Source organism: Massilia sp. BGA-UO-ETr-WB1 (assembly GCF_059567845.1).
Genome location: NZ_JCAQOT010000023.1, coordinates 190,486 through 203,419, shown reverse-complemented (window position 1 = coordinate 203,419; position 12,934 = coordinate 190,486). Strand labels below are relative to the sequence as shown.

Annotated in this window: 12 protein-coding genes and 3 pseudogenes; 6 read left to right on the top strand and 9 right to left on the bottom strand. The window is 69.4% G+C overall.

Going from position 1 to position 12,934, the window contains the following annotated elements:
- The first annotated feature begins 12 nt into the window (after positions 1-12).
- Positions 13-255: a DUF3820 family protein gene (locus AC56DV_RS09425; protein ID WP_496314030.1), complete on the top strand. Its 243-nt coding sequence runs from the start codon at positions 13-15 to the stop codon at positions 253-255.
- Positions 252-803 (top strand): DinB family protein, encoded by a 552-nt coding sequence (locus AC56DV_RS09420; RefSeq protein WP_496314029.1) that lies wholly within the window; start codon positions 252-254, stop codon positions 801-803. The genes AC56DV_RS09425 and AC56DV_RS09420 overlap by 4 nt, the downstream gene beginning before the upstream one ends.
- On the opposite strand, the pseudogene ampC reads toward AC56DV_RS09420, so the two are convergent.
- A pseudogene (ampC, locus tag AC56DV_RS09415) lies at positions 800-1,837 on the bottom strand (class C beta-lactamase); the annotation flags it as partial. The gene AC56DV_RS09420 and the pseudogene ampC overlap by 4 nt on opposite strands.
- A gap of 63 nt (positions 1,838-1,900) precedes the next feature.
- Positions 1,901-2,656, bottom strand: a pseudogene (blaOXA, locus tag AC56DV_RS09410) (class D beta-lactamase); the annotation flags it as partial.
- Between the two features lie 119 nt (positions 2,657-2,775).
- On the opposite strand from blaOXA (AC56DV_RS09410), the gene AC56DV_RS09405 reads away from it, so the two are divergent.
- The 3 genes and pseudogenes from AC56DV_RS09405 (at position 2,776) to blaOXA (AC56DV_RS09395) (ending at position 4,964) form a co-directional block, all read left to right on the top strand.
- Complete coding sequence (locus tag AC56DV_RS09405; RefSeq protein WP_496314028.1) at positions 2,776-3,156, top strand: BlaI/MecI/CopY family transcriptional regulator; 381 nt, start codon at positions 2,776-2,778, stop codon at positions 3,154-3,156.
- Positions 3,153-4,070 (top strand): annotated as a pseudogene (locus AC56DV_RS09400) (M56 family metallopeptidase); the annotation flags it as partial. The gene AC56DV_RS09405 and the pseudogene AC56DV_RS09400, both read left to right, overlap by 4 nt.
- Before the next feature lie 87 nt (positions 4,071-4,157).
- Positions 4,158-4,964, top strand: coding sequence for a class D beta-lactamase (blaOXA, locus tag AC56DV_RS09395; RefSeq protein WP_496314711.1), 807 nt, complete (start codon positions 4,158-4,160; stop codon positions 4,962-4,964).
- A 6-nt stretch (positions 4,965-4,970) separates the two neighbouring features.
- On the opposite strand, the gene AC56DV_RS09390 is transcribed toward blaOXA (AC56DV_RS09395), so the two are convergent.
- From AC56DV_RS09390 to AC56DV_RS09375, 4 genes are read right to left on the bottom strand one after another with little or no spacing between them, the layout of a single operon-like run.
- Entirely contained in the window at positions 4,971-5,390 is a 420-nt protein-coding gene (locus tag AC56DV_RS09390; protein WP_496314710.1) for a PPC domain-containing DNA-binding protein, read from the bottom strand.
- Between the two features lie 2 nt (positions 5,391-5,392).
- Positions 5,393-5,773 carry a glutaredoxin gene (locus AC56DV_RS09385; protein ID WP_496314027.1) on the bottom strand — a complete coding sequence of 127 codons (381 nt, stop codon included), beginning with the start codon at positions 5,771-5,773 and terminating at the stop codon, positions 5,393-5,395.
- A gap of 33 nt (positions 5,774-5,806) precedes the next feature.
- Entirely contained in the window at positions 5,807-6,220 is a 414-nt protein-coding gene (locus AC56DV_RS09380; RefSeq protein WP_496314026.1) for a DUF1810 domain-containing protein, read from the bottom strand.
- A gap of 42 nt (positions 6,221-6,262) precedes the next feature.
- Positions 6,263-7,468, bottom strand: coding sequence for an MFS transporter (locus tag AC56DV_RS09375; RefSeq protein WP_496314025.1), 1,206 nt, complete (start codon positions 7,466-7,468; stop codon positions 6,263-6,265).
- A gap of 100 nt (positions 7,469-7,568) precedes the next feature.
- Here AC56DV_RS09375 and AC56DV_RS09370 point away from each other — a divergent pair, with 100 nt between their 5' ends.
- Positions 7,569-8,477 carry a LysR family transcriptional regulator gene (locus AC56DV_RS09370; protein ID WP_496314024.1) on the top strand — a complete coding sequence of 303 codons (909 nt, stop codon included), beginning with the start codon at positions 7,569-7,571 and terminating at the stop codon, positions 8,475-8,477.
- On the opposite strand, the gene AC56DV_RS09365 is transcribed toward AC56DV_RS09370, so the two are convergent.
- The 3 genes from AC56DV_RS09365 to AC56DV_RS09355 form a co-directional block, all read right to left on the bottom strand.
- Positions 8,464-9,585 carry a PEP-CTERM sorting domain-containing protein gene (locus AC56DV_RS09365; RefSeq protein WP_496314023.1) on the bottom strand — a complete coding sequence of 374 codons (1,122 nt, stop codon included), beginning with the start codon at positions 9,583-9,585 and terminating at the stop codon, positions 8,464-8,466. The two genes, AC56DV_RS09370 and AC56DV_RS09365, sit on opposite strands and share 14 nt — an antisense overlap.
- 151 nt (positions 9,586-9,736) lie before the next feature.
- Complete coding sequence (locus AC56DV_RS09360) at positions 9,737-11,947, bottom strand: putative bifunctional diguanylate cyclase/phosphodiesterase (protein ID WP_496314022.1); 2,211 nt, start codon at positions 11,945-11,947, stop codon at positions 9,737-9,739.
- A complete protein-coding gene (locus AC56DV_RS09355) occupies positions 11,940-12,902 on the bottom strand; it encodes an EAL and HDOD domain-containing protein (protein ID WP_496314021.1) in 963 nt (320 codons plus the stop codon). Before AC56DV_RS09355 ends, AC56DV_RS09360 begins: the two co-directional genes overlap by 8 nt.
- Between the last annotated feature and the right edge of the window lie 32 nt (positions 12,903-12,934).

Sequence of the window (12,934 nt, the reverse complement as noted above, 5' to 3'; positions counted from 1 at the left end):
CACCCACCCGCCATGAATCCCGAAGCCCTGGCCCAGTTGCTGATCTATGAAATGCCCTATGGAAAATACAAGGGCCGCGTGCTGGCCGACCTGCCCGGCCACTACCTGGGCTGGTTCGCCCGCGAAGGCTTCCCCGGCGGCCATCTGGGCGCCCTGCTGGCCCTGATGTACGAACTCGACCACAACAACCTGCGCAGCCTGCTCGACCCTTTGCGTCCCGCTCCGCTGCGCCCCAACCTGAGAACGCCCCGATGAGCCGCAGCAGCCACGTCCAATTGATGTCCGCGTATAACAGCTGGATGAACCAGAAGCTGTACCAGGCCGCCGCCGCGCTGCCTGCCGATGAGCTGGCGCGCGACCGGGGCGCGTTCTTCGGCTCGCTGCTCGGCACGCTGAACCACCTGCTGGTGGCCGACACGGTGTGGCTCAAGCGCTTCGCCGCCGCGCCGGACGCATCGCCGGCCGCGTTCGCGGCGCTGGCGCCGGTGCGGGCGCTGGCCATGCCGGCCAGCCTGGACGCGCCGCTGTTCGACGCGCTGGCGCCGATGGCCGCCCACCGCGCCTGGCTGGACGGCGTGATCGCCGCCTGGGCCGTGGCGCTCACGGAAGCCGAACTGGACGGCGTGCTGCGCTACGCGCGCATGAACGGCGACACCCACGCCAAGCCGCTGTTCGACGTGCTGGTGCACTTCTTCAACCACCAGACCCACCACCGCGGCCAGGCCACCACGCTGCTGTCGCAAGCCGGCGTGGACGTGGGCGTGACCGACCTGCTGGCGCTGATTCCCGACCTCGCGCCCTAGGGCGCAGCAGCGGCAGCGGCAGGCACAGGCGCAGCAGCCGGCGCAACCCTGTTCAGCACCGCATAGGCCGCGCCCACCCGCTCGCTGCCCGGCAAGCCACGGTTGGACAGCATGACAATGCCCACCTTGCGCGCCGGATTGAACAGCGCATAGGCCGCGAAGCCGCCGGTGGAGCCGGTCTTGTGCAGCCAGGCGTCGGCCTGCGGCGCCAGCGGCGGCGCAATGGCGGCGACCGGGTTCGCTTCCCACACCATCTTCTCCGCCGTGCTGGTCAGCAGCTGCTCCAGCCCCGCCTGGCCCGGATACTGCTCCCAGATCAGGTCCTGCGTCATGGCGCCCACCTGGAAGTAGCCGGCATGCGTCTCCACGACGGCGCGCGCCAGCTTGGCCTCCAGCGGCGCCAGGCCCATATTGGCGTCCACAAAGCGGATCATGTCGCGCGTATTGCTTTTCACGCCGTAGGCCTCGTCGGCCAGCACGCCGGGATTGACGCGCACCGGCGCGCCCTTGCTGTTGTAGCCCTGCGCATACTGCGCCATCTGCCCGGCCGGCACCTTGATGTAGCTGTGCTCCATGCCCAGCGCCGGGAACAGCGTCCGCTCCACCGCGTCCACATACGGCACGCCCAGGCTGCCGGCGGCGGCGATGGACAGCAAGCCGATGCCCAGGTTGGAGTAAGTGCGGTGCGTGCCGGCCGCATGGCCCGGCTGCCAGTTCTTGTAATAGTCCATCAGCTGCTCATAGGTCTTGACCTGCTCCGGCACCTGCATCGGAAAATCGCCCACCGTGTGCGTACCCAGGTGGATCAGGTTGACGCGGTCGAACACGCTGCCGCGCAGGTAGGGCACGTGGCGGCTGACCGGATCCGTCAAGGCCAGCTTGCCCTGCGCCTGCGCGTAGGCCGCCAGGGTCACCGTGAAAGGCTTGCTCAGCGAACCGAGCTCGAACAGCGTGGCGCTGCTGACCGCCTGCCCGGTTTCCTTCGACGCCACGCCGTAGTTGTAGAAGTAATGCTTGCCGTTCACGCTCAGCGCCACCGCCATGCCGGGAATCGCATGCTTTTCCAGCAGCGGCTTAACCGCCTGGTCCACCTCGATGGCGTTGACCAGTGCGGGAAATTCCGCGATCAAGCCGTCCCGCGCCAGCACGCCGCCGGACACTTCCTGCGGATCGCCCTTGTCCTTCTGGATCAGGCGCGCGAACACATACTTGCGCTCGCCCTTCGCGGCCCAGCCCACATACCAGCCGTAGCCCGAGCCGCTGCCGGTCTTGCCGTTGATGCGCCAGCCTTCCGGCGCCTGGCCGAACGCCGTGAGGCGCGCCGTCATCTCGTAGGCATGATCGCTCACGCCCAGCCCGCGGTTCACCACCTTGCCCAGGAAGGACAGCTGGCCCAGCGGTGAAATGCGCAGCGAGGACCCCAGCCAGGACGCGGTCAGCCCGTCGTTCCTGGCGTCGCCCGCCACGTCCGCGTTGCCGTACTCGAAGCGCTTGGTGTAGGCGGCGAAGCGCGTCTTGCCCAGCGACAGCGTGAGCTGCTGCGAGTACCACACCACCGATTCGCTCATCCACTTGGCCGGATCGGCCGCGCTGCGCCAGCTGGGGCGCCAGTCCACATAGCCCTGGCGGAACGGCAGTTCCGGCGCGTGCTCGTCCTTCAGGAAGCCGGCGTCGTAGCCCATCAGGCTGAGCGGGATCTTGAAGGTGGACGCGGGCGTCACTTCGCGCTGGCAGTCGCCGCGCTGCATCAGGATCTTGCCGCTGGCGGCGTCGGCCAGCGCGGTACAGATTTCGGCGCCGTGGGCGGCGGGAGCGGCGGCCAGCGCAGCCAGGGCGATCATGCGGAACGTCATACTTCTCCTCTCAACGTCGCGGAATGCGACAAACATGGCCATCATGCGACATTGGTCACACATGTGTCAAACATTTTATTTTTGGTGACATTGGTCGCAAACCGCTGCACAATAGCGCCATGGCCACTCCCTCCATCTCCGAACTTTCCGTGCTCAAGGCGCTGTGGAAACAGCAGCCGCTGAGCGCGCGCGAAATCCATGACCAGGTCGAACCCGAACTGGGCTGGTCCTATTCCTCCACCCGCAAGACGCTGGAACGCATGCTCGACAAGGGTTCCGTGCGCCAGCACACGCGGCACGGCGTGCAGGTGTACGAGGCGGCGCTGGAAAAGGTCGGCACCCTGGCCGCCTTCGCGCACGACTTCGGCAAGCGGGTGATGGAGATGGACACGCCCTTGCCGGTCAATATGTTCACCGGCAGCAAGCTGGTCGACGAGGCCGAGCTGGCGCAGCTGGAGCAGCTGCTGAACGACTGGCCGGACCAGCAGGACGGCGCATGAACGGGTTCGCTCAAGCGCTCGCTCCGCTGTTCGCCCAGCTGGCCGGGCAACTGGCCGAGCAGCTGCCGCTGCGCTTCCTGCTGGCCAGCGCGGGCTGCCTGGCGGCCGGCCTCGCGGTCTGGGCGCTGACCGCGTTGTGCCGCCGCCTGCCCGGGGTCGCCCTGCACCGCTCCACCTGGCTGCTGGGCCAGGCCACCGTGCTGGCGGCCTTCCTGGTGATCCTGCTGCCCCACAGCGAGCGCCTGCGCCTGGTGTCGCCCATCGAGCTGCCCGACGCCGCGCAAGTCCGCCCCGCCGCGCCGCACGCCAGCGCGGCCAGGACCGGCGCCGCATCCGCAGCCGCCGCGCCGCACGCCCAGCCGGCCTCGTGGCTGACGCGCGCCGCGCAAGCGTGGCTGCTGGCCTATCTGCTCGGCCTGGGCTATACCGTGTTCCAGCTGCTGCAGGCGCGCCGCATGCTGAATGGCCTGGCCGCCAGCGGCAGCAGCCTGCCCCAGCCCATGCCACTGGCCGCGCCCGCCATCATCGAAGTGGACGCGCCGATCTCCCCCATGCTGTTCGGCCTGCTCAAGCCGCGCCTGCTGCTGCCGCGCCACCTGCGCAGCTTCGACGCGGCGCAGCGGCAACTGATCGTCGAGCATGAACTGACGCACTGGCGCCGCCGCGACCTGCAATGGATGAGCGTCGGCCTCGTGCTGCAGACGCTGCTCTGGTTCAATCCCTTCATGCGCCTGCTGCGCAGCAGCCTGTCCTGGGCCCAGGAGCTGGGCTGCGACCGCGACGTGCTGCGCGGCCGTCCGCCGGCGCAGCGCAAGGCCTACGCGGCCGCGCTGGTGGCGCAATTGCGCCTGCAGCACGGCACGCCCAACACCGCGCTCGCCTTCGGCGGCGTGTGCGCCAGCACGCTGGCCTCGCGCATCGCGCTGATCCGCGAACCGGCGCGCGCGCAAGGCCGCCGGGCGCGCGCGGCGCGCTGGATCGCGCTGGCCGGCCTGGCCTGCGTGTTCGCCGCCAGCCTCGCCCTCCAGCCGGCGCTGGCCTGGCGCATCGCCCCCGCCGCCTCGCAGGCGCCGTTCGTCTGCACCGTGCTGGCCGACGCGGCCACCGGCCGGGAACTGGCGCGCGAAGGCCATTGCGACGAGCGCGTCACGCCCGCTTCCACGTTCAATATCCCGGTCGCCCTGATGGGCTACGACAGCGGCATCCTGCAAGGCGAACACGCGCCCGTGCTGCCCTTCAAGCCCGGCTACCCGGCCTACATCCCGTCCTGGCGCGCGGACACCGATCCCAGCAGCTGGCTGCAGAACTCGGTGCTCTGGTACGCCCAACAGGTCACCTCCGGGCTGGGCGCCGCGCGCTTCCAGGACTATGTGCAGCGCTTCGGCTACGGCAACCAGGATCTGGCCGGCGACCCCGGCAAGGACAACGGCCTGGCGCAAGCCTGGGTCAGCTCCAGCCTGCGCATCTCGCCGCTGGAGCAGGTGGCTTTCCTGCGCAAGGTGGCCAATCGCGAACTGCCGCTGTCGGCGCACGCCTATGCCATGACCGCGCGCATCATGCCGCAGCGCACGCTGGCCAATGGCTGGCAAGTGGTGGGGAAAACCGGCACCGCCCCGGCGCTGCTGCCGGACGGCAGCGAGGACGGCACGCGCCAGTATGGCTGGTATGTGGGCTGGGCCACCGACGGCCAGCGCACGGTGGTGTTCGCCCGCCTGGCGCTGGACGCCAGGCAGGAAGCCGACATGGGCGGCCCGCGCTCCCGCGAAGCGCTGCTGCGCGAGCTGCCGGCGCGGCTGGCGGCGCTTTAGCGCCCCTCAGGCAGGCGGCAGCGCGCGCACCGCCAGTTCCCTGTAGCCCGAGGCCGGATCGGCCTCGCGGCTGAAGGCGTGGCCGGGCAGCAGCGCCAGCAGCAGTTCGGCCGTGGTGCGCACCAGGCAGCCGGCCGCCACGTGGCCGCCGTACACGCGGCCCTGCGCGTCCGACACCGACATGTGCAGATGCGCGCCGTCCGGCGCCACCGAACCGGCCAGGGTCAGGATCTCCAGGTCGCCGCGCAGCTCGGTGGCCGACGGCATGCCGGCATAGCGCAGCTGCGCCACGCTCAGGCTGCCGATGCCCTGCAGCACAAAGGCCGCAGCCGTGCCCACGTCCGCGCCCCCGATCTCAGCCACGGCGGCCTCGATGGCGGCGCGCAGATCCGCCCCCGGCCCCAGCCGCAGCGGATGCGCCAGCAGGCTCATGCCGGCAGCTTGGGCGCCACCAGCGCGGTGAACTCGCCGCTGTCGACCAGCTTCTTCAAATCCTCGAAACCGCCCACCAGCGTGCCGTTGATGAACACCATCGGCAGCGTCGGCCAGCCGCTCCACATTTTCAGCGCGGTGCGGCGGCGCCACTGGCTCAGGTAGCTGCCGTACTCGAGATAAACGTAGGGCGCGCCCTGCGCGTCCAGCAGCGCGCGCGCCTTGCGCGGAAAGGGATTCATCGCCATGCCGACCACCACCACCTTGTTGGCGGCGACGGCGGCCTGCACCGCCTGCAGAATATCGGCGTGGTTGCCCGCGACCTTGCTGCGGATGGCGGGATGGATGCGGGATTCTTCTAATACGGGACGGCTCATGGCGCTTCCATTGTCGTTGCGGATGACGCGATATTACAGCAGCGACAGCGTTTCCGGATCGGGCTCGCCGCCGAAAAAGCGCTTCAGGCAGGCCGGGAACACGCTCTCGGCCGGCGCGGCCTCGGCAAACAGCGTCACGCAGGAGCGGAATTTGACGTCGTCCGGCGAACCGAAGATGTCGTGCGCGGACACGCCCTGCCCCGCCGCCAGCACCAGCGCGCAGCACTCGCGCAGCCGCCCGCCCAATAGCGGGTGGTCCAGATAGGCCCGCGTTTCGGCCAGCCCCGACAGCGCGTAGCGGTGCGCCATCTCGCTGCGCCCCAGCCCGGCCAGCTGGGGAAAGATGAACCACATCCAGTGGCTGCGTTTCTGCCCCGCGTGCAGCTCGGCCAGCACCGTCTCGTACACCGGCTCCTGCGCCGTCACAAAGCGTTCAAGATCCCACATGCCGCCCTCCCTGCAAAGCGATGTGGGAAAAGTATAGCCCTGTCAGTGCGCGGCTGCCGCACCGCTCCCGGCCACCTTGGGCGCGCCGGCATGGCGCCGCGCCAGCCACGCCAGCGGCGCCAGCGCCGCCAGCGAAATGGCCACCCCGGCCCACGGCGTGGCGCCCATCAGGCTGCGCGCCACCATCAGCCCGCCCAGCGAGGAACCGAGCGAGATGCCGAAGTTGAAGGCCGAGATGTTCAGGCCGGAAGCGAAGTCCACCGCCTGCGGCGTGTGGTGCTCCGCCGTGGCCAGCATGCCCGCCTGCAAGCCGGGCGACAGGCCGAAGGAGAACATGCCCCACAAGAACAGCAGCGGCACCAGCGCCCACGGCGTGTGCAGCGACAGCGCCAGCCCGGCATGCGTGAGCGCCAGCAGCACCAGCAGCATGCGCAGCGAACGCTGCCAGCCCATGTGGCTGCTCAGGTAGCCGCCCGCCATATTGCCGGCGAAGGTGGCCGCGCCGAACACGATCAGCAGCGCGCTGGCGGTGGCGGCCGAAAAGCCGGCGATATCGGTGAGGATCGGGGTGACGTAGGTGAAGGCGGCGAAGATGCTGCCGAAGCCCAGCGTGGTCACCGCCATCATGGTGAGGATATGGCGGTCCGCCAGCGCGGCCAGCTGCGTGGACGCCTTGCCGCTGTTGGCCTGCGCCAGGCCGGACGGCAGCCAGCGCAGCATGGCCAGCAAGCCCGCCAGCGCCATGCCCGCCACCGCGAAGAACGGCAGGCGCCAGCCCATCAGATTGCCCAGGAAGCTGCCCAGCGGCACGCCCAGCACCATGGCCAGGGTCAGCCCGCCGAACATCACCGAGATCGCCCTGCCCGCCTGCCCCTTGGGCGCCAGCGCCGCCGCCACCGTGGCGCCGATGCCGAAGAAGGCGCCGTGCGCCACCGCCGTGATGATGCGCCCGGCCAGCAGCACGCCGTAGCTGGTGGAAAACGCCGCCAGCAGGTTACCCAGCAGGAACACCGCCATCAGGCCGGCCAGCACCGCCTTGCGCGGGTAACGCGACAGGCCCAGCACCGCCAGCGGCGTGCCCAGGGCCAGCGCCAGCGCGTACAGGCTGACCAGCGCGCCGGCCGAATCGAGCGGCACCTTCAGGTCCGCCGAAATGGCGGGCAGCACGCCCACCACGATGAACTCCGTCACGCCGATGGCGAACGCGCCCACCGAGAGGGACAGCACGCCGGGATGCATTTTTTCCATGGAATACTCCATCAGTGAATTATTTCCCCTCATTGTAGAACCCGGCTCACTGATGATATAGACTCCTGGAAAGCCAAACACTGATGAAATGGATTCACTTATGGCCCGGCAGGACATCAACCGCGCGGCGGAAATGGCGGTCTTCGTGGACGTGGTGGACGCCGGCGGCTTCACGGCCGCCGCGCAGCGCCTGAAGATGACGCCGTCCGCCGTGAGCAAGCTCATCTCGCGGCTGGAGGCGCGCCTCGGCACGCGCCTGCTGCACCGCTCCACGCGCCAGCTGCAGACCACGCCGGAGGGCGCGGCCTTCTACAGCCAGTGCGCGCGCATCCTGGAAGATATGGACAGCGCCGAACGCGAAGCCTCCTCCACCGGCGCGCCGCGCGGCCGGCTGCGCATCAACTGCTTCGTGCCCTTCGCCATGCTGTATCTGCTGCCCATCCTGCCCGAGTTCCTCGAGCGCTACCCGGACATCACGGTGGACGTGGCCGGCACCGACACCGTGGTGGACCTGCTGGAAGACCGCACCGACATCGCGATACGCGCCGGCAAGCTGAAGGAATCGAACCTGGTGGCGCGCAAGCTGGGCGAAGGGCGCATGGTGGTGCTGGCCTCGCCCGCCTACCTGGACAAGCACGGCACGCCGGCCACGCCGGACGACCTGGCGCGCCACAACCTGCTGGGCTTTAACTTCCGGCGCCAGGTGCCGCTGTGGCCCTTCCTGGACGGCAAGGGCGGCATGCTGCAGCTGCGCCCGGAAGGCAATGTGCTGCTGGGCGACGGCGAAAGCATGCGCCACATGGCGCTGGCCGGGGTCGGCCTGGTGCGGCTGTCGCGCATGCACACCAAGCACGACATCGCGGCCGGGCGGCTGGTGCCGGTGCTGGAGGAATACAACCCGGCCGACCTGGAAGCGGTGCACGCGGTCTTCCTCGGCCCCGGCAAGCAGCTGCCGCCGCGCGTGCGGGTGATGCTCGATTTCCTGATCGAAAAGATCAGGCTGGACTGACATTCCGGCTCCGCCGCGCCCGGCGCGCGCCGCCCGCCACCACGGCCAGCCCCGCCAGCAGCATGCCGTAGGTGGCCGGCTCCGGCACCGGCGACAGCAGCGCGGCAAAGCACTGCCCTGCCGCGTTGCAGGCGCGTCCGGCGATCTGGCCACTGTCGTTGATGTCCGCCACTTCGGTGATGCGCCACCCGCCCCCGCCGGCCAGCAATTCCTGCAAGTCATACTGCACGCCGTCCTGGTACAGATAGGAATGCTGGTAATCGAGCCCGGTGCCGCCGGTGACGAAGCTGCCGATCACGTCGCCATGATTGTTGATCGCCTTGGCCGCATTCTCTGCCGCGAGGCTGCCGATGGCCGTCATCAAGCCATCGCGCCAGACGAAGGAATGGCCGCCCGAACTGCCCACCACCACGCCGTCGTCGTTCAAATCGCTGGCATAGCTGTGGTTGCTCCCCGCCAGCGTGCCCAGATCCACCACCTGGCCGTTGTCGTACAGCACCGCACGGTTGGAGGCGCCGTCGTCGAAGACGGCGCTGCCCGCCACCTGTCCCGGTTCGTTGATGGCCGCCACATGCCAAAACGGCAGCAAGGTGGTGCTGTCCCCGGACGCCAGGTAGGAACCGCTGCCGGCATTGGTTTCCTGCCGGGCCAGCACCGTGCCCGCACTGTTCACGCCGAGCGGCGTGGTAAAGGTGTACCACTGGCCCGTCGAATAATCCGGCGTCAGCGGGGCGGGCACGCCGCGCATCACGCCCTGGTGATAGATCTCGCCGAAAAACATCATCTGCTGGTAGCCGCCCTCTTCATACACCGGGCTGGGCCCGACGATATGGCCGGCGTTGCTGATCGCTAATGCCCGCTCCATCTGCTCCGGCAGCATGGTGACCTGGCCGGCGCTCCAGGCGTAGGCGCCCCAGCCTCCCCGGTCCGCATCATAGCGGGCGCCCACCGCCACGCCGGCATTGTTGACGGCATTCACAACGGCATTGCCGGCCGACGGATCGATCACCGTCACGCCGTAGCGGGGCGCGGTGGCGAAGGCGCTGCCGGCGGCAGACAGGAACAGCACCGGCAGCAACGCCGGCAGCAGGCGATTGATTCTCAGCATGGCAAGTCTCCAGTGTAGGGCGCGGGACAGTCATGCTAGCGCGCGCGCCGCTGCGCACGGCAGCGGCACAGCTATATTTTATTTGGTGAGAATCTGTGAACCGTGCGTGCGCCGCGCGGCGTATGCTGAGGAGCGGTTCAGCGCACCCGGGTCAGCGCGCGCCAAAGGCCAGCCGCTTGCCTTCGCGCAGCATGCGCTCGAAATCGTCGGCCGGCACCGGCTGGCTGAACAGGTAGCCTTGCAGCTGGTCGCAGCCCAGCTCGCGCAGGAAGCTCATCTGTTCGGCAGTCTCCACGCCCTCGGCCACGATCTCCTGGCGCAGCTGCTGCGCCATGGTGACGATGGCGCGCGCGATGGCGCAATCGTTCTCCTCGTACGGCAGGCCGACCACGAAGGAGCGGTCGATCTTCAAGGTGCTGATGGGGAATTTCTTCAGATAGGCCAGGCTGGAATAGCCGGTGCCGAAGTCGTCCAGCGCCAGCGCCAGGCCCATCGCCACCAGCTCGTTCATGATGGCCACCACGTTGTCGGCGCCGCGCACCAGCAGGCTTTCGGTGATCTCCAGCATGATCTGCTCGGGATGCACCTGGTAGCGCCGCAGCACGTCGGCCATGCGCGCCGGCAGCCCGCGGTCGAACTGGCGCGCCGACAGGTTGACCGCGATGGGCGGCATGATCAGGTTGGCGTCCTTCCACGCGCGCACCTGGCGGCACGCTTCCTCCAGCACCCAGTTGCCCAGTTCCTGTATCAGCCCGGTTTCCTCGGCCACCGGGATGAACACGCCCGGCGACACCAGGCCGCGCAGCGGATGGCGCCAGCGCAGCAGCGCCTCGGCGCCGACGATGCGGCCGCTGCGCAAGCTCACCTTGGGCTGGTAGTACAGCTGCAGCTCGTCGTGCAGCAGCGCCTGGCGCAGCTCGCTTTCGATGCGCAAGTGCTCCTTGGCGCGCTGGTTCATTTCCTCGCTGTAGAACAGGAAGGCCGATTCGGCCTGCGCCGCCTTGGAGGTGGCCACGTCGGCATGGCGTATCAACACGCCCGTTTCCAGGCCGTCCTCCGGGTACACGGCGATGCCGATGCTGGCGCCCACCTGCAGGCTGTGCGCGGCCAGCTGGATCGGCGCGGCCAGCGCGGCGGCCAGCTTCTGCGCCACGATGGCGGCGTGCTCGCGTTTTTCAATGTGCAGCAGCGCAATGCCGAAGCGGTTGCCGTCCAGCCGCGCCAGGATGTCGGGATCGCGCAGCACGGAGCGGAACAGCTTGCCGATCGCGCTCAGCAGCTCGTTGCCGACGTCGTGGCCCAGCGTGTCGCTGATGGCGCCCAGGCGGCCGATTTCCACCACCAGCAGGGCGCCGTGCTCGTTGCTGCGGCGCGCCTCGGTCAGCGCCTGCGTCATCAGCTGGGTCAGCAGGCCCTGGTTGGGCAGGCCGGTCAGGGTGTCGTAATTGGCCATGCGCTGCATGCGCGCCTCGGCGTCCTTGTGCACGCTGATGTCGGAGAACAGCGAGAAGGTGTGGCTGATCCTGCCCTCGCTGTCGCGCACCGCGCTGATGGTGACCGACTGTGGGAACAGCTCGCCGTTCTTGCGCCGGCCCACGATCTCGCCGCGCCAGGGGCCGTTGCCGGCCATGGCCGCGCGCACCTTGGCGCGGAATTCGGCGTCGTGCACGCCGGAGCGCAGCAGGTCGGGCGTCTTGCCCAGCGATTCGCCCGGCGTGTAGCCGGTGATGCGGGTGAAGGCGCTGTTGATGGAAACGATGCGCTCCTTGGCGTCGGTGATCAGCACGCCCTGCTCGCTGTCCTCGATGATACGGGCGTGCAGGCTGATCTTGTCGAAGTCCGACAGCGGCTCGCACACGTGCGCCATGCGCACCTGCATGCCCTGCGCCTCGCCCATGTCGTCCTGCAGCAGCGACAGCGCCAGCTGCACCCAGATCACCTCGCCGGACTTGCGGCGCCGGCGCACTTCGGCCGTGCCGCCGTCCTGCTCGTAGAGCAGCTCGGCCAGCGCGCCGTCGTCGTCCTCGGTGTACAGGAACAGGATGTTCTGGCCCAGCGCCTCCTGCTCCGGGTAGCCGAACAGGCGCTCGGCCCCCCGGTTCCAGGCAGTGATGTAGCCGGCCAGGTCCAGTTCGAGCATCGCTTCCACCTCGGCTTCAGCCCCGGCCACAGCGCTGGCTTCGGCCTCGGCGGCAGAGGCCGCAGCGCCGTCATCGGCGCGGGCCAGCTCGGCGGCGCGGGCCTCGGCCACGGCCGCCAGCGCAGCATCGAGTTCGGCGAGCGTTGCCGCCAGGGCTGCGCCCTGTTGCGCCCGGGCCGCCTGGTTCAAGGCCAGGCAACGCGCGATCGCCGCGTCAAGCATGGCCGCTGCCCGCCTTGTCGGTGGCCACGCTCAGCATCCACAAATGCGCATCGGCCACCACGCGGTTGAATTCGGCGCCGTCCAGCTGCAGCGCCTCCAGCCGGCCCGCCACGGCGGCGAAGTCGCCCCGCTCGGCCGCCTCCACCAGGGCCAGCAGCTCGCCCAGCTCGCCCTGCTTGCCGAGCAGCGCCTGCTGCGCCGCCTCGCCGATGGTCAGCGGCGCCAGCACCTCGGCCAGCGGCATGCCGAACAGCACGCCCAGCAGCGAAAACATGCCCACCATGAAGGCCTGCTCCTGCTGCGGCTTGCCCAGGCCGGCGCTGCGCGCCAGCAGCTCCAGCGCGTGCGCCCGCACCGCCACCTTGGCCAGCAGCATGGGCGAGCGCAGGTCGCCTTCGCGCGCCGAGAACAGCATCAGGTTCAGCCAGCGGCGCAGCTGTTGCCGCCCCAGGATCAGGATCGCTTGCGCAAAGCTGCTGACCCGGCGGCTGCTGCCCATGCCCAGCGAGTTCACCAGCTTGAGCAAATGGTAGGACAGGGTCGGATCGCGCCGCAGCAGCGCTTCGATTTCGTGGGTGTCGCCGTCGTTGCTGACCAGCTGCACCAGCTGCAGCGCCAGCGCGCGCGAGGCGGCCTGCGCGCCCACCGCCTTGGGCGGCGGCGCCAGCGGCCAGTCGCCCTCGATCAGCACCATGCCGGCCGGCAGCGCGGCCTTGTCGAACAGCGTGTCGGCGCGCAACAGCTGGCTGGGCAGCGCCAGCCAGCCGGCCTCCAGCCAGGCTTGCGCGTCATCCAGCCCGGCGCGGATGAAACAGGGGAACTGGCCGGCCAGCGCGCGCAGCTGCTCGTCGGGCAGCGCGGCGGCGGCGCCGTCCAGCACCAGTCCCGCCGGCTTGCCGTTGCGGTCGGCCAGCAGTTGCAGAAATACGGGTGGTGCGTCGGTCAAAACGGTCATGGCGGGATTCCGGATAAAACGCTTGGCTGGGC